The sequence below is a fragment of the Sediminicola sp. 1XM1-17 genome (genome assembly GCF_037203765.1).
In the GTDB taxonomy this organism is placed as follows: domain Bacteria; phylum Bacteroidota; class Bacteroidia; order Flavobacteriales; family Flavobacteriaceae; genus Sediminicola.
Window position 1 is genome coordinate 156,198 of the sequence record NZ_JBBCAS010000001.1, and the last position, 25,959, is coordinate 182,156.

At 40.8% G+C, this 25,959-nt stretch carries 19 protein-coding genes; 7 read left to right on the forward strand and 12 right to left on the reverse strand.

Annotated features, from left to right (window positions below):
- The first annotated feature begins 4 nt into the window (after positions 1-4).
- Positions 5-2,062 (forward strand): TonB-dependent receptor family protein, encoded by a 2,058-nt coding sequence (locus WAA86_RS00755; RefSeq protein ID WP_337299053.1) that lies wholly within the window; start codon positions 5-7, stop codon positions 2,060-2,062.
- Between the two features lie 6 nt (positions 2,063-2,068).
- On the opposite strand, the gene WAA86_RS00760 is transcribed toward WAA86_RS00755, so the two are convergent.
- Both WAA86_RS00760 and WAA86_RS00765 read right to left on the reverse strand, forming a co-directional pair.
- Entirely contained in the window at positions 2,069-3,610 is a 1,542-nt protein-coding gene (locus WAA86_RS00760; RefSeq protein ID WP_337299054.1) for a glycine--tRNA ligase, read from the reverse strand.
- A gap of 37 nt (positions 3,611-3,647) precedes the next feature.
- The gene (locus WAA86_RS00765; protein ID WP_337299055.1) at positions 3,648-4,547 is read right to left on the reverse strand and encodes a hypothetical protein; all 900 of its coding nucleotides are present in this window, start codon (positions 4,545-4,547) and stop codon (positions 3,648-3,650) included.
- 52 nt (positions 4,548-4,599) lie between these two features.
- Here WAA86_RS00765 and WAA86_RS00770 point away from each other — a divergent pair, with 52 nt between their 5' ends.
- Positions 4,600-5,277, forward strand: coding sequence for a ComF family protein (locus WAA86_RS00770; protein WP_337299056.1), 678 nt, complete (start codon positions 4,600-4,602; stop codon positions 5,275-5,277).
- A gap of 54 nt (positions 5,278-5,331) precedes the next feature.
- Positions 5,332-6,945 carry an Ig-like domain-containing protein gene (locus tag WAA86_RS00775; protein ID WP_337299057.1) on the forward strand — a complete coding sequence of 538 codons (1,614 nt, stop codon included), beginning with the start codon at positions 5,332-5,334 and terminating at the stop codon, positions 6,943-6,945.
- On the opposite strand, the gene WAA86_RS00780 is transcribed toward WAA86_RS00775, so the two are convergent.
- Both WAA86_RS00780 and WAA86_RS00785 read right to left on the reverse strand, forming a co-directional pair.
- Positions 6,929-7,705 (reverse strand): amidohydrolase, encoded by a 777-nt coding sequence (locus tag WAA86_RS00780; RefSeq protein WP_337299058.1) that lies wholly within the window; start codon positions 7,703-7,705, stop codon positions 6,929-6,931. The two genes, WAA86_RS00775 and WAA86_RS00780, sit on opposite strands and share 17 nt — an antisense overlap.
- 94 nt (positions 7,706-7,799) lie before the next feature.
- On the reverse strand, positions 7,800-8,273 hold the full coding sequence (locus WAA86_RS00785) for an ankyrin repeat domain-containing protein (RefSeq protein WP_337299059.1): 474 nt from the start codon (positions 8,271-8,273) through the stop codon (positions 7,800-7,802).
- Positions 8,274-8,561: 288 nt separating this feature from the next.
- Here WAA86_RS00785 and WAA86_RS00790 point away from each other — a divergent pair, with 288 nt between their 5' ends.
- From WAA86_RS00790 to WAA86_RS00800, 3 genes are all read left to right on the forward strand, one after another.
- Complete coding sequence (locus WAA86_RS00790; protein ID WP_337299060.1) at positions 8,562-10,784, forward strand: PAS domain-containing protein; 2,223 nt, start codon at positions 8,562-8,564, stop codon at positions 10,782-10,784.
- A 4-nt stretch (positions 10,785-10,788) separates the two neighbouring features.
- Positions 10,789-11,190: a response regulator gene (locus WAA86_RS00795; RefSeq protein WP_337299061.1), complete on the forward strand. Its 402-nt coding sequence runs from the start codon at positions 10,789-10,791 to the stop codon at positions 11,188-11,190.
- Positions 11,191-11,279: 89 nt separating this feature from the next.
- Positions 11,280-11,885: a DinB family protein gene (locus tag WAA86_RS00800; RefSeq protein ID WP_337299062.1), complete on the forward strand. Its 606-nt coding sequence runs from the start codon at positions 11,280-11,282 to the stop codon at positions 11,883-11,885.
- 57 nt (positions 11,886-11,942) lie between these two features.
- Here WAA86_RS00800 and WAA86_RS00805 read toward each other — a convergent pair whose 3' ends face one another.
- Positions 11,943-13,316: a DUF5689 domain-containing protein gene (locus tag WAA86_RS00805; protein ID WP_337299063.1), complete on the reverse strand. Its 1,374-nt coding sequence runs from the start codon at positions 13,314-13,316 to the stop codon at positions 11,943-11,945.
- Positions 13,317-13,325: 9 nt separating this feature from the next.
- The gene (locus WAA86_RS00810; RefSeq protein WP_337299064.1) at positions 13,326-16,064 is read right to left on the reverse strand and encodes a TonB-dependent receptor; all 2,739 of its coding nucleotides are present in this window, start codon (positions 16,062-16,064) and stop codon (positions 13,326-13,328) included.
- Between the two features lie 153 nt (positions 16,065-16,217).
- Between WAA86_RS00810 and WAA86_RS00815 the strand changes: the two genes are divergently transcribed.
- Entirely contained in the window at positions 16,218-17,219 is a 1,002-nt protein-coding gene (locus WAA86_RS00815; protein WP_337299065.1) for an endonuclease/exonuclease/phosphatase family protein, read from the forward strand.
- Positions 17,220-17,263: 44 nt separating this feature from the next.
- Here WAA86_RS00815 and WAA86_RS00820 read toward each other — a convergent pair whose 3' ends face one another.
- The 6 genes from WAA86_RS00820 to WAA86_RS00845 form a co-directional block, all read right to left on the reverse strand.
- A complete protein-coding gene (locus WAA86_RS00820; protein WP_337299066.1) occupies positions 17,264-17,701 on the reverse strand; it encodes a hypothetical protein in 438 nt (145 codons plus the stop codon).
- A 92-nt stretch (positions 17,702-17,793) separates the two neighbouring features.
- Positions 17,794-21,039, reverse strand: coding sequence for a TonB-dependent receptor (locus tag WAA86_RS00825; RefSeq protein ID WP_337299067.1), 3,246 nt, complete (start codon positions 21,037-21,039; stop codon positions 17,794-17,796).
- Positions 21,040-21,212: 173 nt separating this feature from the next.
- On the reverse strand, positions 21,213-22,850 hold the full coding sequence (gene pgi / locus WAA86_RS00830) for a glucose-6-phosphate isomerase (protein ID WP_337299068.1): 1,638 nt from the start codon (positions 22,848-22,850) through the stop codon (positions 21,213-21,215).
- Between the two features lie 2 nt (positions 22,851-22,852).
- A complete protein-coding gene (locus WAA86_RS00835) occupies positions 22,853-24,121 on the reverse strand; it encodes a peptidoglycan DD-metalloendopeptidase family protein (RefSeq protein ID WP_337299069.1) in 1,269 nt (422 codons plus the stop codon).
- Between the two features lie 6 nt (positions 24,122-24,127).
- Complete coding sequence (locus WAA86_RS00840) at positions 24,128-25,090, reverse strand: tryptophan 2,3-dioxygenase family protein (RefSeq protein ID WP_337299070.1); 963 nt, start codon at positions 25,088-25,090, stop codon at positions 24,128-24,130.
- 7 nt (positions 25,091-25,097) lie between these two features.
- A complete protein-coding gene (locus WAA86_RS00845) occupies positions 25,098-25,877 on the reverse strand; it encodes a DUF3108 domain-containing protein (protein ID WP_337299071.1) in 780 nt (259 codons plus the stop codon).
- Positions 25,878-25,959: the final 82 nt, after the last annotated feature.

Here is a 25,959-nt window from a genome sequence, read left to right on the forward strand (position 1 = left end):
TTTAATGCCATTAGTACTATGTGCCCAAATTATATTGGCACAGGAAGTTAAAAAAGACAGCATAACCCAACTGGAGGAAGTTGTGATTTCAGAGAAAAGGGTATCCAATCCAGTAATAGGAATTACCGCCACCGATGTCATTGGCGCCACTACATTTGAGAATTACAGCCCGTTGGATATCGCCTCCTCCATCAACCAGATCTCTGGAGTCTATTTACTGTCCGGAGCCCTGAACACCAATAGGATCACTATAAGGGGCGTTGGCGCCAGAACACCGTTTGGCACGGACAAATTGCGACTCTACTACAATGAAATTCCGATCACCAACGGTTCCGGATTCTCTACCATAGAGGCATTTGATCTGGAAAATTTGGGCTCTATTGAGGTAATCAAAGGTCCAAAAGGCAGTTCTTATGGCTCCAATTTGGGCGGGGCCATTTTATTGCAGTCCAAGCACTTAAAAAAAACAGGCTCACAACTTACCAATAATTTCACCTTGGGCTCCTATAATCTCATTAAGAACAACCTGGACCTGTCACATCAGGAGGGCAAGATTGACCTAAGCCTTAAATATGGCCATATGGAAACAGACGGTTATAGGGAAAACAATCGTTTTGAAAGGGAGGCAATATTAATGAATACCACCTATGCTTTTGATGACCAAAACAAGATTGACCTTCTGGTCAATTACATTGACTACTTTGCACAGATCCCCAGTTCCCTTAGTCAGGATGCCTTTGAAGAAGATCCAAGACAAGCGGCATTTACCTGGAAACAGGCACAAGGCTTTGAGGCCAATAAGTATACCTTACTGGGGTTGACCTACAGCCATATGTTTTCTCAAAAATTTAAAAACAGCACTAGTATTTTTTACAGCTATCTGGATCATTATGAGCCAAGGCCTTTTAATATCTTGGACGAATTCACCAATGGATTTGGATTTAGGACCAACTTTAGCGGGAGTTTTGATATCCCTGCCGGTGGGGCTGTGTATTCATTCGGGTCAGAGCTGTACAAAGATGAATATCATTGGGGTACTTATGAGAATCTATACAGGGACAATAACGGAAATGGAAGCCTAAAAGGCAACCAAATTAGCAATAACAGGGAGTTTAGAAATCAATTGAACGTGTTTGGCACCATCACTTTGCCATTATCACGTAATTTTCTTGTACAGGCGGGCTTTAATATCAATAATACATCTTACGATTTCCGGGACATCTTCAATACCGCCGAGGACAATAAAAGCGCAGAAAGAAATTTTAAGACTATTTTTCTTCCCAATGTAGATCTCAGCTATGCCCTTTCGGAGGATGCCTCCCTATACGCGAATATCAGCAAGGGGTTTTCCAATCCCAGTCTGGAGGAAACATTGACCCCCGATGGGGTTATCAATCCAGAGATCGCTCAAGAGACTGGAATCAACTATGAATTGGGCACCGATTTGCTTTTGGCAAGTAAGAAACTCAATCTCAGCGTCGCGATTTATCAAATGGACATAAAAAATCTATTGGTTGCCCAACGTGTTGGTGAAGACCAGTTTATTGGTAAAAATGCGGGAAGGACCAAACACCAAGGATTGGAATTGGAAACCAATTATAGGATCAAGATCAATCCAGATCTGGCTATAAGCCCTTTCATAAGCTACACGTACAACCACCACAAATTTGAAGATTTCGTTGACGGGGACAATGATTATTCAGGCAATCCGCTCACGGGGGTTCCTAAAAACAAGATAAATGCGGGCCTTCAGTTAAAGCACTCTTCTGGCTTTTATTGGAATACGACGCTGCAGCACATAGATGAAATTCCCTTGAACGACGCTTCCACATTGTTCAGCAACCGCTTTACCCTTTTAAATACGAAATTGGGCTATTCGAAAGAGATTGCCCGTAGTTTTGTGATCGGGATAGATTTTGGAATCAACAATATCGGCGACAGTCAATATGCACAATCCGTGCTGATCAATGCGGTAGGCTTTGGCGGGGCAGCTCCTAGATACTACTACCCTGGCAATGCCAGAAATTATTATGGAAGCTTACAGCTTAGTTACAAGCTGTAAAACTTCCTACATTTTTTTAAGCCAATTTTTCATGTCCACCTCCTTGGAAATGATTGCATTCAATTCCGAAATGGCAACCCTTTGCTGGTCCATGGTATCCCTATGACGTATGGTAACAGTTCTGTCTTCCAAGGTTTGATGGTCCACTGTGATGCAAAATGGTGTTCCGGCGGCATCCTGTCTTCTATAGCGACGTCCTACAGCATCCTTTTCGTCATATATCACCTTAAAGTCCCACTTAAGATCTTCAATGATCTCGTGGGCTATTTCTGGAAGACCATCTTTTTTGACCAATGGCAATACTGCAGCTTTGGTAGGTGCCAGTACCGCCGGTATTTTCAGTACGGTCCTTGAAGTTCCGTTTTCCAATTCCTCTTCCTGCAATGCATTGGAGAACACGGCCAAGAACATTCTGTCCACGCCAATGGATGTCTCCACCACATATGGCACATAACTCTCGTTCAGTTCCGGGTCAAAATACTGCAGTTTTTTACCGGAAAATTTTTCGTGGCTCCCCAAATCAAAATCGGTCCTGGAATGGATTCCTTCCAATTCCTTGAACCCAAAGGGAAATTTAAATTCTATATCCGAAGCGGCATCGGCATAATGAGCCAATTTTTCATGATCGTGGAAACGGTAGTTGTCCTGTCCCATTCCCAAGGAAAGATGCCATTTAATTCGTGTTTCCTTCCACTGTTCGTACCATTCTTTTTGTGATCCTGGGCGAATGAAAAACTGAAGTTCCATCTGTTCGAACTCCCGCTGACGGAAAATAAACTGTCTTGCTACAATCTCATTCCTAAAGGCCTTTCCTATCTGCGCAATTCCAAAGGGAATTTTCATACGGCCACTTTTCTGAACGTTCAAGAAGTTGACAAAGATCCCTTGTGCTGTTTCCGGACGCAGGTACAGGTCCATGGCACTTTCTGCCGAGGCCCCAAGTTTGGTGCCGAACATTAGGTTGAACTGCTTTACCTCCGTCCAGTTTTTGGAACCGGACAAGGGGCATACAATCTCCAATTCCTCAATCAGGCTTTTCACATCCTCCAAATCTTCTTTTTCCAAAGATTGGCCCATACGTTTTAAAATGGACGTGGCCTTTTCCTGATATTCCACAACTCGTGGGTTGGTGGCCAAAAATTGTTCCTTATCAAAAGCATCACCAAATCTTTTGGCCGCCTTTTCAACTTCTTTGTCAATTTTAGCCTCAATTTTGGCAACATGGTCTTCAATAAGAACATCTGCCCTATATCTTTTCTTGGAATCCTTGTTGTCTATGAGGGGATCGTTAAAGGCATCAACGTGGCCGGAAGCCTTCCATGTTGTAGGATGCATCAATATTGCGGAGTCTATCCCCACAATATTCTCGTTCATCTGTACCATGGCCTTCCACCAGTACTCCTTTATATTGTTCTTTAACTCTACACCGTTCTGAGCATAGTCATAAACAGCACTGAGTCCATCGTAAATTTCACTTGATTGAAAAACATACCCATACTCTTTGGCGTGGGATATTACTTTCTTAAAATCGTCTTCTTGCTTTGCCATGGCGCAAAAATAGAATTTTAGCCTTAAAAGAAGTAATTTATTTCAGCTGAAATTCAGTGGTGGTCAGTAATTTTTCATCCTCAAAAACATTAAGGGTATAGGTACCTTCATCCAAGGAACCTTCGGGTATGGTGATAAAGTCGCAAACACTGAATTCCTCTCCCATAAAAATTAGCTCCACCCTTTTGCTGTAGGTGTTCCCATTTACGGAAATGGTATTGGCATTGTCCTCTATAATCTGCATGTTTGGACCCAAAAACTGAAAGTACAGTACCCTTTCCTCCTTTTTTGTATTGGGATTGCCCACGATTGTCACGCATCCCCTCAATTTTGCAATGGTTGAGGCCTTCGTGGTCTTTACTGGTTTGCTTCCGGTACGCATTCTAAATCCACTTCCTTCCGCATTGGTAAGTTTTAGATAACTCTTTATCCTTAGCTGTTGGTTCAGTTCCTTGTTCTTCCTTCTCAACAAGGCCTCCTGCTCTGCCAAGGTACTGCTCTTGCCCCGTAGCTCCTCTATTTTCTTCCTGGTATCGTCATACTTGTCTGTCAACAACATATTGTTGTATTTCAGGAAGTTGTTCTTCAATTTCAAACTGTCGTGTTTGGCTTCCAGTTTACGCAGTTCCTTTTTGTATTCCTTTAATTTGGCCACTGAAAAATTAAGTCGCCCTACGGAATCCAACAACTGTTGAACCTTGAACCTTGAATCTTGCAGTTCTATTTCATTCACTTCGTTAAGGGCCGAGAGTCGGTCCACTTCGGTACGCATCAGTGTGAGATCCTTTACCAACAAACCTTTTTCCTGTTCCAAAAAATCGATCTGACCTCTAGATTGGGCATAACTAAAGTAAAATGCTATCAATACACCGATGATAACGGCGACCAATGCAGCTAGGATTATTTTATAGTTAAATTTATTATCTTGAACATCCATCGATTAAAGTAGGTTTCATTAAGATTTGCAGTATTCCAAGCTTTCAAATATAGTGAATGATATAGTCAACATCCTAGTTCCTAGGGTGTGTTTTGGTTGTATGGCACCTTTAGGTAGAGGTGAACGATTATTATGCACCTTTTGTCGAAATCAAATACCACTCACCGAGTACAATTTTATCGATGAAAACCCAATTGACCGTATTTTTTACGGAATTGTGCCCATAGAAAAGGCAAATTCCCTCTTGTTTTTTACCCCAAACGGCATCGTTAAAAACATAATCCATCATCTTAAATATAAAAATCAACAAGAGATCGGCGACTTTCTTGGTGACTGGTTCGGCTATATCATTAACGAGAATAATCCTACTTTTCGTATAGATTACGTCATTCCTGTTCCCTTGCACAAAAAAAAACTCAAAAAAAGGGGCTATAACCAGGTGACCACCTTTGGCCAAAAACTGGCCCAACATTTAGATGCCACCTTTAAGGACAACCTCCTTGTAAAAACTGCGAACACCAAAACACAGACCAAAAAAAACCGGTTTTACAGATCCCAAAACAAACAAGCCCTCTACAAGGTGCTGGACCTTAAAATTTTATGCAACAAAAATGTGCTTTTGGTAGACGATGTGATTACCACAGGAGCCACCCTCCAAGCCTGCTCCATTGCCTTAAAACAAGTTGAAGGAGTTAAAATCTATATTGCCACCATGGCAGTGGTTCCATAATTTTTAAATGCTACAAATTAGTTGTTTCTTTGCGTGTATTCTATGGTCCAAGATATGGTTAAACGGATTTTATGTTCCCTTTTTATTGTGATAATGGTGCTAGCCCTTTCTCAGTGTGCCAAAAGAGGAACACCTTCAGGAGGTGAAAAAGACAGTACGCCCCCAAAATTGCTCAGGGCAGAACCCGAGAATATGACCACTAACTTTAAGTCGAAAAAAATTCGTCTTTATTTTGATGAGTACATCAAGTTAAAGGATGTACAAAAACAGCTGATAGTTTCCCCTCCATTAAAATACAACCCTTTGATAACCCCTCAGGGTTCCGCCAGCAAGTTCATTGAGATCGTCATAAAGGACACCTTAAAGCAAAACACAACGTATACCTTCAATTTCGGACAGAGCATCACGGACAATAACGAGGGCAATCCCAACAGTTTCCTAACCTATGTCTTCTCGACAGGGGACTACATTGATTCTTTGACCGTATCCGGAGTGGTGAAGGACGCTTTTAACAAAAAATCTGATGAATTTGTCAGCGTGATGCTTTATGAGCTGGATAGCACCTATACGGACTCTACCATTTACAAAAGACCTCCAAACTACATTACCAATACTTTGGACAGCACTACCTCCTTTAAACTCAATTACCTTAAAGAAGGCAAATATGCCATCTTTGGGGTCAAGGACGAAGGAAACAATAACCTTTTTGACCAAAAGGTGGATAAAATTGGTTTTTTGACGGACACCATAACACTACCCACCGATACCACCTATGTGTTATCGCTATTCAAAGAAATTCCTGATTACAAGGCTGCTGTACCAAGCTATGCCGCTCAAAATAAAATTATCTTTGGCTATCAGGGCGAAGCAGGGAACATAGCCATAAAGCCATTGACAAGACTGCCAGATACCCTAAAAACCAGAGTGCTAAAAGAGGCAGAAAAAGACACTTTGAATTATTGGTTTACTCCGTTTCAAACAGATTCTATTGTTTTTGAGGTGACCAATGAAAAATGGAAGGTGAAGGATACCTTTACGGTCAAAAGTAGAAAAATTGCCAAAGACACCTTGGCACTAACCCCAAACCAGAAAGGAAACCTAGCTTTTGAGGAACCATTTTTTATTGGCGCCAATACACCAATCGTTCAAATAGATTCTTCAAAGATTTCTTTAATGAACAAAGACTCCATCCCTGTTAAATTTATGGCAGATTTGGATAGCGTACTCAATAGGGTGAACGTGAATTTTGAACTGCAGCCCAATGAAAAGTACACCATGGATCTATTGCCAGGTGCCATATTGGATTTTTTTGGTACCGAAAATGATACCCTAAACTATAAACTTTCAACCAATAGTTATGCCGATTATGGCAATCTTGGATTAAGCCTGGTAGGCAATCCCTCCTATCCGTTGATTGTACAGTTAACCGATGAAGCGGGAAAAACGAAAAGGGAAATTTATGCCACGGAGCCAAGAGATTTCCAATTCAATCATCTCAAACCTGCAAAGTATTTGATTCGCGTGGTCTATGATACCAATGGCAATGGACAATGGGATACTGGAAATTACTTACAAAAATTACGACCCGAAAAAGTCATCTACTACCCTACCATCCTTGAGGTAAGGGCCAATTGGGAATTGGCGGAGACTTTTAATCTTCTAGAATAAAACGGTCCCTATCCTGCAAAAATTTCAACTTGCCCCGAGTATCATCAAGATGATCTTTGTGCAGGGTGGCATAAATAATGGTATCGTCTTTTGAAAAAGCCAACCTTTTTCCCAGGGAATCGTATACGGCAGAATGTCCCGGATATTCATACCCCCCAGCGTCAGTTCCGATCCTGTTGACCCCAATACAATAAGCCATATTCTCTATGGCCCGTGCCGCCAAAAGGGTATCCCAGGCATAAATTCTGGTTTTGGGCCAATTGGCCACATAGAGCAACACATCATAATCCACCGTATTTCTTGCCCAAACAGGAAACCGTAGGTCATAGCAGATCAAAGGACATATCTTGAATCCCTTATATTCCAAGACCAGTCTTTCAGTACCAGCTTGATAGACCTCTGACTCACCTGCCAAGGTAAAGGTATGCCGTTTATCATATGAATGATAATTTCCATTGGGCTCTACAAAGAACAACCGGTTAAAATAGGCCTCCCCCTCATAAAAAGGAATGCTTCCCACAATGGCTGTTTCTTCTTGTTGGGCAATCTGCAGCATCCACTCCAAGGATTTTTGACCCTCGGTCCGGTCCAGATGATCCGGGGTCATGGTAAACCCGGAATGGAACATTTCAGGAAGCACTATAAGGTCTACCTTTTTTGTCAATTCCTTTATTTTTTCACCGAAAGCACTTCTATTGGCCTGGGGATTTTCCCAAACCAAGAAGCTCTGTATCAACGCTACCTTCAATTCTTCCTTCATACCATTCATTTTCTATTTCAAAAATAGGATTAAAAAAATACGTGTCAATTATTAAGTTCACTGCGACACCTAATAGCGGTACTTCTTGTCCATATTATTGCAACAAGGCCATCAGCTCTGTATTTCCCTGCATCTTGGCATGGTCGTAGGCCGTGTGGCCCCTGGCATCCTTTACGTCCAAATCTGCCCCGTGGTCCAAGAGCATTTTGGCAATCTCCACTTTGTTGAACATGGCCGTATAGATTAAGGCAGTGGCTCCCATGCTATTGATAATATTCACATTGGCACCTTTGTCCATGAGATTTTTTGCCAAGGCCGTAAACCCCTTAAAACAAACACCCATCAAGGCCGAGTTTCCAGTACCATCTATTCCATCTATGTCGGCCCCCTTATCCAACAATAATTGGGCAACATCACCATGTTCGTAGTAGGTGGCCAATATTAATGGGGTAGACCCCCTTTGATCCTTCATATGTATGAGTGAAGGATCCTCAGTAACCAAATTATTAATTTCATCCACGTTGCCGTTTCGGATGGCCATAAATAACCGCTCTACAATTTCTTTCATATTTCAAAAGTTAAACACTACCCTATTTATTGAGGCACCTTGGTGTTGACAATTTTCACCAACACTTCGATCTCAGGTATTGTATCTGAGGTTCCAAATTACAAAAGCACGCTTAAAGTAATATTCTCAAAACCATAATAAAATTGTATTCTTCCATAACATTCCTCAATAATTACCAATTAGTAGATTTTATTCTCATAAAATTCCATATTGTAGTTAAAATTCAAAATTTTAGTTCTACTTTTAGTATTAAGTTATTAGTTTTTAATTGTTTAACATACTTGAGGTTTGAAAACGGAAATTATTAAATCACTGATCGAATTTTCCCCCAATGCGACAGCTATACTGGATAACGATTTGCGATTTATCCGCTGTTCAAAGGTGTTGAGAAATGAATATGGCCTGCGGGAGGAGCACATCTTGGGTAAAAAATTTTTGGAAGTTTTTCCCTTTGTGCCAGATAATATTCTAAACACTTTTGAACTTAGCCTTTATGGGGATATAAGCACAAATTTGGGCCATGAATATATGGACCATACGGGCCAACTCAAAAAACTCCTTTGGAAAGCCAATCCATGGAAGGACAGTCAAGGTGCCAACGGCGGCATTATCATAAGTGTTGAAGAAATATCGCGCACATACCCCAAAAAAGCGATTGCCATAAATTCAGAAGATAATAGCCTTTTGGGGGGCTGGGAAATCATTACAGCCACGTGTAAGATCTATTGGACTTCCGTAACCAAAACCATTTTGGAAGTACCTTTTAACTTTGAACCCACTCTGGACAATACCCTTTTGTTCTACAAGGAAGGAACCAACAGGGAAAGGATCTCTTCCGCTATCATGGATGCCCTGAACGAGGGGCTATCATGGAGCGAAGATTTTCAGGTCACTACGGCAAACGGAAGGGACATTTGGATCAGAACAACAGGAAAGGCCGAAATGTTGGAGGGCAAATGCGTTCGGATATTTGGCACCATAAAAGACATTACCCAGCGCAAAACGGACGAAATTCGTTATCTGGAAACCATACAGCGTCTTGAAATAGCCAATGATGCCGCGGAAATAGGCATCTGGGATTACGATATAGCCTCGGATACCGCAATTTGGGACAGTAATATGTACAGGCTCTTCGGTATCAAAGAGGAGGATTTTTCATCTACTTATCAAGCTTACGAGAGCATTATTCATCCTGATGACAGGGATCACGTAGACCAACATTTGGCAATGGCCATAGCTGGTGAAAGAGCCTTTGATACATCTTTCAGAATTCTTTGGCCCAATGGCAATATCAGGCACATTAGGGCTATTGGCAAGGTATTAAAAAGTGAAGATGGCAAACCGGTCAGGGTGGTGGGAACCAATTGGGACTTTACAGAACTTAGAAATACCAAGTTAAAATTAACCAGTAGTGAGGAATCGTTCCAAGGAGCATTCGAAAATTCTGCCATGGGAATTGCCATAGTCGCGGTTGACGGAAAATGGATAGATGTAAACGACAGTATTTGCCAAGGATTCGGATATTCCAAAAAGGAATTTTTACAAATGACCTTTCAAGATATCACCCATCCCCAAGACCTGGAAAAGGATTTAAATCTATTAAATGAGGTAGTAGCCGGAAAACGGGAGGGTTACCAAATGGAAAAACGGTATTTCCATAAAAATGGAAGTATCATATATGCCGTACTGACGGTATCCGCCATAAAAAATATTGATGGGAAACTTTCACATTTTATATCCCAGATAATGGACATCACATCACGTATAGAGGCGGAAAAAGAAGCAAAGCTGCTCTATGAGATTACCAAAAACCAAAATGATAGCCTGCTCAATTTTGCCCATATTGTTTCCCACAACCTAAGGTCACACGCAGCCAACCTCTCTATGTTGATCGACTTTTTGAGCCAAGAAGAAAATGAAGAAGAGAAAAAACAGATAGTGAGACTATTGGCAAATTCTGCCGGAAGCTTAAATGAAACCATCCTGCATTTAAGTGATGTTGTACAGACCAAAACCCAAAGCTCCAATGATCTTAAGGACATCAATATCCATGAAAGAATTAAAAGTGTGGAAAAAACACTATCGGCCGTTATCTTGGAGAAAAAGGTGAGCTGCAGTATAGATATCCCCAAAGACCTCCAAGTAAGGGCTTTGCCGGCTTATCTGGATAGTATTCTTTTAAACCTGTTCACCAATGCCATTAGATATAGTTCTCCAAACCGATTGCCCAAAATCACCATTACATCTGAATTGAAAGAAGACCATTTCACACTTGTATTTCAGGACAATGGTCTTGGTATCGATTTAAAGAAGCACGGCAAGAAAATTTTTGGCATGTACAAAACATTCCATAAACATAAGGACGCAAAGGGTATTGGACTTTTTATCACCAAAAATCAGGTAGAGGCCATGAACGGGAAGATAAGTGTGGCGAGCCTAGTGGACCAAGGAACTACATTTAGGGTAACCCTAATGGTATCCCAAAAAAAGAAAAACCTCGTAAAGGCATAAAACTATGGGCAAGTTAAATAGCAGTTGTATCATTGATGACGATCCCATATTCGTTTATGGCACTAAGAAAATCATGAAAAAAATCGATTTTTCTGATGAAGTCCTTGTGTTCAACAATGGACAGGAAGCCTTGGACGGATTGGTAAAATTGGCAGCACAAAACAAAACCTTGCCAAGCGTTATTTTTCTCGACATCAATATGCCCATCATGGATGGATGGGAATTTTTGGAGGATTTCGTAAAGATCCCCAACAATAATAGGGAGAACGTCACCATCTATATTATCAGTTCTTCAATTGATCCCATGGACATACAGAAAGCCCAGTTGTATAGCCTGGTGAACAATTATATCCTGAAACCCATTAGGATTACCGATTTGGAAAAGGTGCTCAACGATATCAATTAGACACCAACAACAAATCATTTATCTCGTTGAAATTATCCCCAAAATAATTGTAATTTAAGGACAATGTTTAACCTTAATATTGCAACAATATGAAATATATCTTATTTACCGTATTACTCTTCGCCCCTTTCAATTTTATGGCCCCTTCCAATGGGATCACGGAGGAAGAACGTGCATTTGCAGTTTCCGAGCTTACAAGGACCAAAAATATGGTCCAAAAGACTATTGAAAATCTCAGTATGGAGCAACTAAATTTTAAATCGACGCCAGAGACCTGGTCCATTGCCGAATGTGTGGAACATTTGGCCATTTCAGAAAACAGTTTCTCCGAAATGCTTCAAGGCGCCCTCCAAACTCCGGCCGATGCCTCGAAACGAGATCAAGTAAAGTTATCCGATGAGGCTCTTTTGGAAATTATAACGGACCGCTCCAATAAGGTAAAAACACCTGAACCCTTTGAACCCAGCGGAAAATTTGGTTCACATGAAGAAACGCTACAGGCATTCCATTCGAAAAGGGCAGAGCATATTACCTATGTTGAAAATACTGATGACGATTTGAGAAATCATTATGGCCAATTACCTTTTGGCACCATAGACGGCCTTCAGATCTTATTATTTATGTCCGGCCATACGGAACGCCATGTCAAACAAATGCAAGAGGTTATGGCCAGTAGTGGCTTTCCCATGGAATAAATACAACCTGAAATCCTAACGCCATCTTTAACCTTTGAAGATGGCGTATTGTAGTTGTCATTCCCGTATCCCTGGGTTAAAATCCTCCGGTGCATTTTGGGGTTGATTGATTGTCCCACCAGCACCGGTATCATTGTAAATCAACCATTCAGAAAATGTAAACATCGGATTTCCCTGGACAACCCCACCTATCCTAACAGCCCTTCCGTCTTCAAATTCATGCTTGGTTCCCGATCCGTCTTCCCCTGGAATTCCGAAAACATCGATCACTTTACCAAAGGGATCCACCAGTTCCAAATTATCATCCCCATTGGAATCAGCCGGACTATTGGTGGACACACCTATATCCGGAGCAAAACCATATACCGCCTCGAACTCTGCCGCATTGGGCGAAATGACCAATGTTTGCAAACCTCCAATATTATATCCCGATAGGTCCAACACTGAACTTACCTCAATATTGGCATTGGTATATCGCCTCAAGGTCCAACCGTTAAGGTCCAAGATTTGTGCGTCTGAATTGAAAAGCTCTACAAATCTTGCCCCTGTATTATTATTGGGGTCTGCAAGTTCGGATATAAAAATAGCATCAGACGTAAATGCTGTAGGCGCAATGATACACCGCTCACCAGAAAAGTCTATATCTGCCAAATCACGGATGACCAACTGGAATTCATTTTTCTCCTTGATCAAAATACCCTTAATACTCCCGTTGCCATTGGGCAATGAAGCCGACTGAAAGTCGGAATACCCACTATTCAAAAGAACCACCGCAAGTCCCTCACAATCATTGATGTTCCTTTTTGTTTCTTCTTGGTATTGTGCGTACGTCTTGCCCAAATCATCCGCTACAAATTCCATGCCCCGGAACTCTACCAGGGTATTCAGTGGAGCCTCGTCAATATTACCAAATCCAGTCCAAGTGGGCTGTATTTCGACTAGTTGGTCACAAGAATTGACCAAATGTTGCTGGACAGCCAGGACTGGCAATCTGCCAACGGAAAGGTTTCCAAATGAACTGAATACCGCTCCCAATTTGTAGCTGTCATGGCTCTTTCCCAGATAAAGACCTTTTAATCTTATGAATACTTTACTACCCGCAGGATATAAGAGGTGATAATCCCTTAAGTCCACTTCTATCTCCAATCCATGCACAGGATTAATGGACGTATCCTGAATATGAATGGTCCCAAAGAAATTTCCTGCTACATCCGAAGAACCCACATATCCTTCCAAAACCAAATCGTCCTGTATTTGAAAAACCTCGTCAACATACAATTCCTTTACCTCTCCAAAACCGATATTGGCGACCAGATTTTCTCCACAAGAAATTTTTGGAACATCAAAAGACCTATCCGCAACACAACTTTCAATAACAAAAGATAGTAGAAGCATTGGAATAAAGGCTGTCCTGATTTTCAATTTATCCATTTTTCCGATTTAAAAACTAATGGCCACATTTAAAAAATAGGTGCGGCCATACCCATACCAATATTTTGGGGCAAAAGAAGGATTGCCACTGGCATTGTCCCTTACCAATTGTCCATAATTACCGTTTCTGCTCTGTTCATAGCCCCCCGTTCTAAAAACTGTATCAAAGACATTGTTAATGCTCCCAAATACACTGATGTATTTTGAATTCACCAACCAAGACTTACCGCCCACCAAATTCAGCAGGTAAAAACTATCCAAGGGATCTTGCTTAAGTATTTGTAAAACATTTTCTTCGGTCGCCTCAGGAAAAGGATTACCGGTCTCCGGATCCAAATAAAAACTGCGTGTTCTGGTGATCGTTGAAATGTTGCTGTAGTTGTTTGCAAGATAATTGGCGGTCATCCCAACCCACCAATATTTGGGGTCCCTATATTCTATGCCAAATGCAAATGCTTTTTGGGGGCCTTGGCCCAATTTGTAATCCTTAATGTTTGCAATGCCCAAATCGATATATCCCTCTTCATCCAATACCTCTTCCTCTGAACCTGAAGTGTCAAAATTAATGCTCACAAAAGGGTCACTTGCAAAGAGATATTTTCCTATGGCCGCAACAGCGGATAATTTTACCGTAGGTGATATTTGGTATTCCAAACCGAGCTCCAAGCCCAAATGTAACTTATCCAGATCGGTGACCACTTCCTGAACAAAATCGGAGCCCACCCCGGCATCAACAAAAAAGAAATTGATATCTGTAGTATTCTGGAAACGAGTATAAAATCCCGTAAAGCGCCCCATTACTTTCGGAAGCCTCAGAAAATAACTTAAGTCGATCGAACTAATGCTTTCCTCTTTTAGGTTTGAAACTATCTGGTTGTTCTCCCTAGGATTAACAAAGGAATTCTGAAGGGTTGGTGCCTTTTGCGAATATATTCCATTGGTGCTCAGCCAATGCCTCCCACTGAACTTATAGGTAGCCCCTCCCTTGACGCCAAGGGTAGTAAAAGAAACTGTATTACTTTTCCCTTCCGAATCTAAAAAACGTTCATTTAAAAAAAGGCCGTCCCGGAGATATTCAGTTTGCCCCAATTGAAGTGATATAAAACCTTCCCAAGTTTTAAATTTTGATCTAATCTGGGCGAATGCATTCCAATCTACAGCTTCCATCGTATAACTATAATTGAACTTATCGCCTTCTAACTTTTCGGCGGCACCGCTAACATCATTTCGGGTTTTTGAAAAGGCATCTTCATCACGGTGGAATTCTGCCCCCAGCAAATCATCGATTTCGGCGTAATTATGGGACCGTAACCTTTTGAAAGTCGCCCCTACATCCCATTTAAAATGTCCATTTATTTGGAGATTGATAATGGTATTCAACGTAATTTGATCGTCCCTGACCACGTCATCATACAACATATAGGAGGCCATGCCACTTGGAACACTGTTTGAATTGGCTCTGTACAGATTATCCCAGTTAATCTGGGGGTTTTCCAAAAAAGCTTCTCTGGCAATCCCTGCACTCTCAAAGTTGGCCCCGATAGGACTATTGATATAATAGCTCGGCAAATATCTATAATAGGTAGGATCGGGGTTGGGGGCATTGAAGTACCCCAACCTACTTCTTTTCATGGCGCCGGACTGATAGGCCATCCCGGAACGGATACGTATTTTATCAGCTGTAAAAATGTGGTTGAGCATGATGATGGGCTCTGCAATGCTTCGTTCCCGGGAATTGCGGATTTCACCATCCTGCATTCCCCAATAGGGGTTGTATTTTCTTCCTGCCAATTCAAAAACTTCTTCTGTAACCGCGGAAGAGCGCCCCCTCCTGTTGTGGGCCAGCATAGCAGTAAGCAGCAGGCTGTTTTTGGGATTGATTTGGTATTCCAATACCCCAAAAATGGAATAGGCATCGTATAAAGTCCCTTGGATATATCCCTCTTCTGCCCACCGTCTGGATGCTGAAATACTGTAAAACAAATTGCTGCCATTATCACCCGAATTATAGGTTGCCATTATTCTTCCAGCATAGGTCCGATTGGATGCCGAAGAGGAGAGTCTAGTTCCCGGCCGCATCAAGGACGGCCTGGTATCAATATTGGTAAGACCCAAAAGCCGGCCAAAACTATGGTCAGAAGCATCCAGTCCATTAGAGAATTCTTGGTTTCGAACCACATCATTCAAGCCCCCCCAGTTGTTCCATTGTGGCCTACCGTCAAAAATTTTGTTCATGGGCAATCCGTTGATGAGCACCAATCCGTTTTCGGCATCGTATCCACGGACCCTAAAAAATGCCTGACCAAAATCGAAGGCCGCCCTATTAAGGAAAACATCCTTGGTAGCCTGTAAGATTCCCATAGTACCCATACTGTCCTCATCATCCGCCAAATCGGTCTCCGTAAGGGAAATCAGATTATCCGTTTTTTCCATGGTAATGTCCCTCGACATATAAATTTCACCCAGGTCAAGTGTTTCTCTTTCCAATTGTAATGGGTATTTTTTTACCCTATAATCAACCATTGATATTACGAGGACAAATTCTTTTTGCCCAATAGGAAGCCGAAAAAAGCCCATTTTATCCGACAATACAAAGACCTCTCCCCGGTCCTCCAAATAGACCCTTGCATTGGACAATGGCTTTTTGGTGCTTTCATCCAATATACGTCCGGCAATGGTATAGTTTTCCTGTGCCATTAGGTTAAAGGTCGTGGCCGTAAGGAAGCAAAAAAGCCAAAATGATTGCATGGTTATCGAATTGGCGAAAAATCAAATTCGCAATTAAAATAGAAAATATACGATAATTAATTAAGTTAATTCTAAAATTTTTAATTAATTTGAGCTTATAATCGATTTTTAATGTCGTTAAAGTATCTGTTTCTTTTTACAATCTGTCTTCCTATGCTACTTTTTGCACAGGCCAAAGATCATTATAAGGTAAGATCGATTGCATTTTATAATGTTGAAAACCTTTTTGATACCATTAACGATCCAGACTCTTTTGATGATGACCGCACTCCCTCTGGAAAAGACCAATGGACATCCCATAGATATCAGCGAAAGATTGAAAATATCTCCAAAGTCATATCAGAAATAGGAGCAGATAAAACTTCCACTTCACCTGATCTTATAGGCCTATGTGAGATAGAAAATAGGCAGGTTGTGGAAGACCTGATAGCCCATCCGAACCTAAAGAACAAAGGCTATGGAATTATTCATTATGACTCCCCGGATGAAAGAGGCATTGATGTGGCATTATTATACAAACAAAGCGCTTTTATACCTGCCAATTCCATGAGCAGGCGATTATTGCTATTCAATAATGAAGGTGAAAGGGATTACTCCCGTGACCAGTTGGTAGTACAGGGATACTTGGACACCGAGAAAATATATCTGATTGTAAACCATTGGCCTTCACGTAGTGGTGGGGAAGCCCGGAGCAGACCCAATAGAATTGCCGCAGCCAATCTCAATGTGCGGATCATGGACTCCATATTAAGAGAAGATAGCACGGCCAGAATTATAACTATGGGAGATTTCAATGATGACCCAACGGACACAAGCATCACAAAGATCTTAAAAAAAGCTGGTGTAAGACCGCCCCATAACCTCACGACCCTTCATAATCCTATGGAACTTTTACATAAAAAAGGTCTGGGATCACTGGCCTACAGGGACCGTTGGAATCTCTTTGACCAAATTTTAATGACTCCCACACTTCTAAATGGCCAAAATAATACGTTCCAATTTTGGAAGGCTGGGATTTACCACCCCCCCTATCTATCTACCCCAACAGGTCCCTACAAGGGTTATCCGTTCAGGACGTATTCGGGAGGAAATTATACGGGAGGCTACAGTGACCATTTCCCAGTAGTTCTGTATCTAATCAAAAGCGCCAAATAAATGCCACATTTGGCGATCTTGGAAAAACATGCCTTGGATTTGGCCTATAACCATTGTGACCATGGAATCCTGCTCAGGATCAGCAATAGCCCAAGGCCATAAAATATAGCGATGGTCTTAAATTTCTTCTTGCCTTCCATGACCTTCTTATGTTTGGACCAACCTATGGTTATCAATGCCACGGCAACAATATTGATGAAGGGATGCTCCACTGCCAATAACCTAGCTGCCGAATTTAATCCCCCCATACCCAATGTCTGGATGGCCTGTAAACCATTAGCTGAAACAAAATAAAGGATAAGTCCTACCAACAACTGAATATGCGTTAGGATCAATGCAAATAGGCTTAAGCGGAAATCCTTTTCCAAATTAAAGATTCTATTGCTAAAGAGCCCAGATATGGCATTGACCACCGCAAGGATCAATATAAGTAAAACAATGTATGCCAAATAAGAGTGTAGACTTTGTATGATATCGTACATAGGATAAATTTTTTAAGCCTCTAAAGTACTAATTTTTGGGTATAAAAAAACCCCGCATAAAGGCGGGGTTTTAAAATATTCCAATTCTTTTACTAGTTAAAGATATATCTTAAACCAAGTTGTGCTTGCCATCTAGATGATTGAAGTCCAAAATCATCCAATTGATCAATATTTGGAGATCCATCTGGATTAACAATTGCATTGTTAACACTAAAAGTAGGTGTAGATCCCGTTGAAACTGTAGTCAATGGACTTACGTTAGAACTGGTGAACCTTTTAATCCCCCAATCTTTGTTCAACAAATTGGTAAAGTTGAAGATGTCCGCAGAGATCTGAAACGTATGTTTCTTAGATCCTACATTCAATGAGAAATCTTGAAGTAATTTCAAATCCAAAATATGACTCCATGGCCCTTGAACAGCATTTCTTTCGGCATATTCACCTCTATTTTCGTTAAGATAATCAACACTAGAGATAAAAGTATCCAAACGTTGCCATTGTGCTGCTTGCTCAGCAGCATCACCTGCAAATACAATTTCGGAGGCGTTGGCCGGAATATAAATCAAGGCATTGTCCCTTGAGTCATCATTCAATAGATCACGTCCTTCGTTATATGTAAAACTGTAAGGTGCACTTTGTGATCCCTCATAGAACAAACCAAAAGTTGTTTTGATGTTATCGTTCCATGCCAATTCGTAAGATACATTGGCCGTTATTCTGTTCCCCATAGAGAAATCTGACCTAGTTACAGGCAAGTTGGAATTTTTACCATTGACAGATTGAATATTCCTCCACTGAGAACTGTTCTGTGATGAAGTTCCATCAAAAATCTTATTGGATACTCCATAAGCATAGGAAACCTGACCACTAAACCCATTCTGGAATGGCTTTCTTAAGGTAAACGACACGTTTGTTGCGTCTCCTCCACCAGTGTTAGATGCTAAATAAATACCATTATAGGTATCATCAATCTCATCCCTTCTATTATAAAAAGGTCTGTTGTCAGCCCCTTCATAATTACCTGTAGGGCCTTTTAGGTTTAGGTTTTGGTAATAGATATCCGTAATAACATCAGTATAAAGAAAATCCGCTGAAGCTATCAGATTCCAGAAAGGTAATTTTTGATCTACAGCAATATTATATTTCACAACCTGGGGCAATTTAAAGTCTTTAGAAATCAAATCGATATTACCACCAACGCCACCACTTCCTGGTATTGGGTCCTCCAATTGATTATTGACATCAGCTTCAAATGGCACACCAGTTCTAAAAACAAAACCTCCAACAGAACCATTATTATTATAGGTTCCCCCTGGCCATACCAATGGCAATCTAGAAGTAAAAACTCCAATACCACCTCGTATTTGGGTAGTACGATCTCCATTTACATCCCAGTTAAAACCTATACGTGGTGCGAACAAAGGAGTGGCATCAATTCCTTGACCAACACGTGCACCTTGTAAATCTTTCCCATTGGCTTCCAATAAAGCTACTGTGCGGGTGTTGAAATCTTGATTTTCATTACCATCTGCCCAATAAGGGATGTCTATACGAGCACCAAGTGTAGCTTTAAAATTATCCGTTACCTGAATATCATCTTGGATGTAAAAACCAGCTTGAAAAGTTTTAAAATCTGCCGAACCGGAAGATTCATCTCCAACAGTTCCATTCCCGAGTAGAGAATATCCATGTTGATATACGTCGGCAGGCTGATTTGTCAGAAATTGGTTTAAACCAGAAGATGTAAGGTTACCTGCATCATCAAACTGATCTTCAAACGTATAGTCTCCATAATTAAAAGCGAAAAATAAGTTTTTAATGGTTGCAAATTCCAGGTTTGTCCCAAGAGTTACAGTGTGCCTACCTGAATAGATTTCAAAGTTATTCGTAATTGTAGTTACATCCGTATTTAAAAGGTTGGCAGTTGAAAATGGTTCAGATCCAAAAGATATAAAACCTCCACCATCTTGAATATCAACGGTAGGAAAAGGGTCACCTAGTGGATCCCTATCATCTCTTACAGCAGTGTAAGTTAATATTAAACTGTTAGCAAATTTATTTCCAAACCTAGTATTTAATTCCAAAGCTGAAGAGTTGGTTTTGGTCAAGAAAGACTCAGAACCATTGATAAATCCAATGTTTCTATTACCTGAATTTCTCGCCTCTAGGTTGTCTCCTTTTACATAACTGTGCCTTAAAGACAATGTATTGCTATCATTGATGTTCCAGTCTACTTTTGCAGTTAACTTATCACTAACCAAAGTTCTTGTGTTATTGTCAAAAATACCAGGATTGTAACCATAGTTCGATTGTAAAAAGCTACTCAATCCATCAATATCAGCTCTAGAGGCACGCCCACTATAGTTACTAAAATTGAATGGCTGAGGGGTTTCATCGTCTTGTCTTTCATAGTTTAAGAAAAAGAACAATTTATCCTTTACCAGTGGTCCACCTATACGAACACCGTAAGTTAAGGCACTAAAGTCTGCTACTTTTTCTCTTTCTTCTCCATCACCAACCAATGACGGTGGCGTTTTACCTACAAGACTTTGGTTTCTTACAAAACCATAAGCGGATCCTTCGAACTCATTGGAACCTGAACGGGTAATCGCGTTGATAGAACCTCCAGAAAAACCTGACTGTCTAACATCGAAAGGCGCAATGTTTATTTGAAATGTTTCAATAGCATCAACAGAAAAAGGGTTAACACCAGTTTGACCACCATTAGTACCTGATCCTGCAAGGCCAAATACATCATTGTTCACAGCTCCATCAATATAAATTGCGTTATAACGATTGTTCTGACCTGCCAAGGAAATAGAAAATCCGTCATTCCCCTCAGAAATTTGAGCTTGGGGTGTAATTCTTACAAAATCAGCAATCGATCTTGATGCTGAAGGAATCGTTGCAATTTCTCTACTGGAAACATTAGTTTCAGTTCCTGTTTTATTGGAACTGAAAATGCCGGAAGCTGTTGCTGTGATCACCACTTCTTCCAAAGCTGTTGAAGATTCGGTCAAAGTTGGGCTAAATCTCGAGGTTTGTCCCAAATTAAGATTTACACCATCCTCCACATATTCGTTGAAACCTATATAGGTTATCGTAATTTTGTATGGCCCACCTACCCTCATGTTGGATATTCTGTAAAAGCCATCAAAATCCGTTGCAGCCCCATATACCGTACCCGAAGGGGTATGGACAGCTACAATACTGGCACCTGGCAATGGTTCGCCGGCGTTGTCGGTTACCTTCCCCCCAATAGAGGATGTCGTAACCCCTTGTGCAAATGCGATTGCCGTAAATAAAAATGCGGCAAGTACGAAGTACATTTTTTTCATTCTTTCAAATGTTGTTTAGTTTGTAATTAATGCGCAAAAGTGAACAAAAATTCCTTTTAGAGCATTTTCTTAATGTTAAATTAATTGTGACAAATTTAACATTAAGTTTAATAAACAACATTTCCAAAACAAAAAGTTATCCCCTAGTTATTAAGAATTTACAGTTTATACTCTCAACTCTTAAAATATTGCAGAAGCTGCAATGTAGAGGCGTCATGATTGGCAATTTCTGAGCTCTCAATATCCTTTAAAATTGTTGAAGCCAATTGTTTCCCCAATTCCACACCCCATTGGTCATAACTGAAAATGTTCCAAACAACTCCCTGAACAAAAATCTTATGCTCGTATAGCGCAATCAGCGCTCCCAAACTTTTAGGGGTCAGCTTATCGATCAAAATAGTAGTGGTAGGCTTGTTTCCTTCAAAAACCTTAAATGGCAATAAGGCTTCCATTTCATTCTTGGGTGTATTCTTTCCTTCTAGCTCTTCCCTTACTTCTTCCTTGGTCTTGCCATTCATCAGTGCCTCTGTCTGGGCAAAGAAATTGGCCATCAATTTATTGTGGTGATCAGCGTCTCCATGTAAAGCATGTTTAAACCCAATAAAATCTGCCGGAATAAGTTTCGTTCCTTGATGGATCAATTGGAAGAAGGCGTGTTGTGAATTGGTTCCCGGCTCACCCCAGATAATGGTCCCTGTCTCATATGAAACACGATTGCCGTTCCTATCCACGCTCTTGCCATTGCTTTCCATGATCCCCTGTTGCAAATAGGCAGAAAAGCGACTCAAATATTGGGTATAAGGAATAATAGCTTCGGTCTCGGCCCCATAAAAATTATTATACCATACGCTCAACAAGGCCAAAATCACAGGTAAATTCTCTTCAAAATCGGCAGTTTTGAAATGTTCATCCATTTCATTGGCCCCCATCAAAAGTGCATCAAAGTGGTCATACCCAACTGCCAAAGCAATGGACAATCCAACCGCACTCCACAATGAGAATCTACCTCCTACCCAATCCCACATCGGGAAAACATTTTCATCCAAAATTCCAAACTCCTCTATTTTGGAAGTATTGGTAGATACTGCCGCGAAATGCTTGGCAACATCTTTCTGTCCGGCATGCTTTAGGAACCATTTTTTTATGGTCGTGGCATTGCTCAAGGTCTCTTGGGTTGTAAATGTTTTTGAAACCACAACGAACAGCGTCGTTTCGGGGTCCAATCCCTTCAATGTCTCATACACGTGGTCACCGTCCACATTACTTACAAAATGCATTCTTAGATGGTTCCCGTAGAACTTCAAGGCCTCGGTCACCATGGCCGGACCCAAATCCGAACCTCCTATACCAATATTCACAACATCGGTAAATGCTTTGCCAGTAAACCCTTTTTTACTTCCAGAGATAATACCTTCCGTAAAGGATTTGATTTTTTCTTTAACAGCATAGACCTCTGGCATCACATTTTCACCATCAACCTTGATGTCATCTCCCTTATTTGCACGCAATGCCGTATGAAGCACAGCCCTGCCCTCGGTTTCGTTGATGGCATCACCGGCGAAATATTTGTCGATAGCATCTTTCAAGCCCACTTCTTCCGCCAAGGACAACAATAATTCTTTGGTTTCTGAAGTAATTCTATTTTTGGAATAGTCCACAAAAAAACCTTGACTCTGCAAGGTAAATTTCTTTGCCCTCTCCTTATCGGTCGCAAATAGCTCCTTTAAATGGCTATTTTCAATTTTCCTATAATGATCTCCCAACGCGTTCCATGCTTTCGCTCCGGTAGGATTGATATTTTTTAATGACATCTCTAATCGTTCTCTGTTAATAGTTCTTCTTCTGACAACTCCATAAATTCAATGCAGTCCAATTGCTCCTTTAACGGAGAAATAAATGCAAAGTAATCTGGCTTCAAGGCATCGGACAGGGGCTCGGCCTTGGGCAGCTCCTCCCTTAATGGATCTACTTGACGTCCATTTTTCCAAAAACGGTAACATACGTGAGGCCCACCGGTGTTTCCCGTCATACCGATCCATCCAATGACATCTCCTTGTTGTACGTACTGACCTTTGCGCACGTTCTGGTTCTTCATGTGAAGGTATTGCGTGCTATAGGTACTGTTGTGCTTAATCTTTACATATTTTCCATTGCCACCCCTTCTGGTGGATTCTTCCACAGTACCGTTAGCGGTAGCCAAAATTGGGGTTCCTATGGGAGCAGCATAGTCTGTTCCTTTGTGCGGCCTTACCTTGTAACCATAATAGGCAATTCTCCTGTTCAGGTTGTATCTGGAAGATATTCTACTGAATTCAACAGGGGCCTTTAAAAATGCCCGCCTCAAATTCTTGGCCTCTTCATCATAGTACTCCTTTACCTTATTAATGGTGTCGGATTCATATCCGAAGGAGTATATTGTTTTTCCATTGTGCTCAAAATAGGCAGCCTCTATAGGCTCTGCACCCGCATATATGGAATCATTGATGTACTTTTCCCTATAGATCACCTTAAATTTATCACCCTTCTGCAGCCTGAAGAAATCTATGGTCCATGCATAGATCTGAGAAAGGTTGTTGGTAATATTATAATCTATCCCCTGTTCCAATATTGCTTCTGACAAGGAGGAAGTAATAACTCCAGAAGCCTCCCTTTGAACATATTTAATCTTGTTTCTCTTGTTGTAGGCGGTAACGGAGTCCCGCAAATCGATAACCGTATAATTGATAAGGTCGTTCTGATAGATAAATACCTGAACCTTCTCTAAGGTGTCCTTGGATTTTAATATTAGATATGGCTTTCCAACAACAATCTTGCGAACATCGAAAGTGTCCCTGAATTCTTCCGATATTTTATGGATTTTTGGATACTCTACATTATTACGGAGCATTAATTCACCGAAACTATCGCCATTTCTAACGGTGTCCTGAAGCACATTGAATTCGTCCAAGTTAAAACCAAACTGCTTTATAATTTTTGGTTTCTTAATGGTCACCTCTTCAGCCAAATCCTTTTCTGACGATCCTAAGTCTTTACAGGATGCCAACAAAAGGAAGGTCAGAATAAAGCCCAAATATAATTTCATGTTCTCCTATTTTTTATGGGGGTTAAAGATATGGTCCACCCATTGCTTACCCCAATTATTTAACTCTTCCTTAGAATAAATTTCAGGAAAAAATATTACTTTTTGAAAACTAGGCGGGAGGTATTCCTTCCAATTGGTTCCTCCGGTAGCTTCTACCGAACCATTTTCCCTGTCCAAATAGCGGTAGGCAGAACCCATATGCATCAAGGGCCAGTTCACATTTGCATTGACATCCAATGCTTTTAACGCCTCTACCAAAGCCTTATTGCCTTTTGCTTCCGCTCCCAAATTGCGGTATTTTTCATAAATGGTAATACCTTTTACTTCATTGGCAATTCTGATCAACCTTGGAGTATACCTATATTCAAATTGCTTAAGGGTCAAGGTCTTTTCCCCGGTGGCTTTATCCGTGGCACCTTTTTTCCAGTAAATATGCTCATAAAGCTCATTGATGCCATCTTCCGCAGAAAAACTTTCTCTTTCTGTGTGATGTACTAAATTTTCCAAAGGGGTAGCATAAAGCTCTATCATCCTATATTGGGCAGATTGAAAACCACTTGCGGGCAACAAGGCCATCCGATATTGCAGAAACTGCTCCCTTTCCATACCCTTTATCATGATCCCAAAGGAGGAAATAAGAACCTTGTAATAACTGTTGATCCTATTTACCTTTTCCAAAAAAAAGTCGACTTCCTGGGATTTGTCATCCACAATCTGTTTCTGTTCGTGAAGGATCAATTTAAAGTACAATTCCGTGATCTGATGGTACATGATGAAGATCTCTTCATCAGGAAAGTGGGTGCGGGGCACCTGCAGACTTAAAAGGGTATCCAAATGAATATAATCCCAATAGGTAAGATAGCGTTGATATAGCAAGCCATCCAAATAAGAGCTCAAATCCTGGCCAGAATCCTTATATTTTTCTTCAAGTTTTAATATTTGGGATTCTATTTGCTCTTTGTTCTTCATTAGATCATTAATCCATTATAATTTTGAACTGGTTCTTTAGGCCGTTGTAGCCATCCAAATCAGCCTTGACCGATCCTACTGCCAGATCTGCCTTGATCCTGATAGGAATTTTATTGAGATCGTTGGACACCCAGAGTGCCAAACTCTCCTGCTCTTTAAACACCCGGCCCGATTGAACATAGGGCCTAAATTTGAGGCATTCAACTTTGCCATATTTGGTTTTCAACACTTCCGTTCCAAGATATTTTAACTTAAACTTGAAGACCCCGTCATCATCGTACAACATGTTCAGCTCTATGGACTTTCCTACCACCAAATCCTCCGCTTTATAGTTGCTCCTCAGGAAATAGAAGGCCGAGACCAAATCTTGGATATCGTTATTGATGGCAAAATTAAACTTTTTATTATTCTTTTTATCGTTTAGCTCCGCGGAATGGTCACTATGGTCAAAATTGATCTCAATATCCTTGGTATAACCACCTTCGTCTATCTTACGGATAAATTTATAAGGCTTGCCATCCTGCATCCCAAAATAACTTTCATAGGTGTCGTCCACTTTAAAGAAAATACTTGCAAAACCCGTGGTCTTTCCATTCCCTACCACGTGGTATACAGGAACACCGTTCATGGTGTCGGATTTCACGTGCAAGGTGGCATAACTGGCATTCAATATGCCATAATGAATACGAAATCTAAGCCATTCGCCAACCGCGAAGGCCGAATTGTCTTTTTGTGCGTTTACCGAGAAGGTGATCAACGCTACCAGTGCAAAACAAATGTTTCTCATTATTACGAATTGAGGTAAAAATAGCAAAAACTAGTGTATCCTATTTTTGATTCTTTGTTATTTAAACAAAAGTTGTTCCAAA

Excerpts from the sequence above, each read along its gene's own strand:
- WAA86_RS00755 (WP_337299053.1), top strand. The coding sequence starts at position 5 with ATGCCATTAGTACTATGTGCCCAAATTATATTGGCACAGGAAGTTAAA.
- WAA86_RS00760 (WP_337299054.1), bottom strand. The coding sequence starts at position 3,610 with ATGGCAAAGCAAGAAGACGATTTTAAGAAAGTAATATCCCACGCCAAA.
- WAA86_RS00765 (WP_337299055.1), bottom strand. The coding sequence starts at position 4,547 with ATGGATGTTCAAGATAATAAATTTAACTATAAAATAATCCTAGCTGCA.
- WAA86_RS00775 (WP_337299057.1), top strand. The coding sequence starts at position 5,332 with ATGGTTAAACGGATTTTATGTTCCCTTTTTATTGTGATAATGGTGCTA.
- WAA86_RS00780 (WP_337299058.1), bottom strand. The coding sequence starts at position 7,705 with ATGAAGGAAGAATTGAAGGTAGCGTTGATACAGAGCTTCTTGGTTTGG.
- WAA86_RS00785 (WP_337299059.1), bottom strand. The coding sequence starts at position 8,273 with ATGAAAGAAATTGTAGAGCGGTTATTTATGGCCATCCGAAACGGCAAC.
- WAA86_RS00795 (WP_337299061.1), top strand. The coding sequence starts at position 10,789 with ATGGGCAAGTTAAATAGCAGTTGTATCATTGATGACGATCCCATATTC.
- WAA86_RS00800 (WP_337299062.1), top strand. The coding sequence starts at position 11,280 with ATGAAATATATCTTATTTACCGTATTACTCTTCGCCCCTTTCAATTTT.
- WAA86_RS00805 (WP_337299063.1), bottom strand. The coding sequence starts at position 13,316 with ATGGATAAATTGAAAATCAGGACAGCCTTTATTCCAATGCTTCTACTA.
- WAA86_RS00810 (WP_337299064.1), bottom strand. The coding sequence starts at position 16,064 with ATGCAATCATTTTGGCTTTTTTGCTTCCTTACGGCCACGACCTTTAAC.
- WAA86_RS00815 (WP_337299065.1), top strand. The coding sequence starts at position 16,218 with ATGCTACTTTTTGCACAGGCCAAAGATCATTATAAGGTAAGATCGATT.
- WAA86_RS00820 (WP_337299066.1), bottom strand. The coding sequence starts at position 17,701 with ATGTACGATATCATACAAAGTCTACACTCTTATTTGGCATACATTGTT.
- WAA86_RS00825 (WP_337299067.1), bottom strand. The coding sequence starts at position 21,039 with ATGAAAAAAATGTACTTCGTACTTGCCGCATTTTTATTTACGGCAATC.
- pgi (WP_337299068.1), bottom strand. The coding sequence starts at position 22,850 with ATGTCATTAAAAAATATCAATCCTACCGGAGCGAAAGCATGGAACGCG.
- WAA86_RS00835 (WP_337299069.1), bottom strand. The coding sequence starts at position 24,121 with ATGAAATTATATTTGGGCTTTATTCTGACCTTCCTTTTGTTGGCATCC.
- WAA86_RS00840 (WP_337299070.1), bottom strand. The coding sequence starts at position 25,090 with ATGAAGAACAAAGAGCAAATAGAATCCCAAATATTAAAACTTGAAGAA.
- WAA86_RS00845 (WP_337299071.1), bottom strand. The coding sequence starts at position 25,877 with ATGAGAAACATTTGTTTTGCACTGGTAGCGTTGATCACCTTCTCGGTA.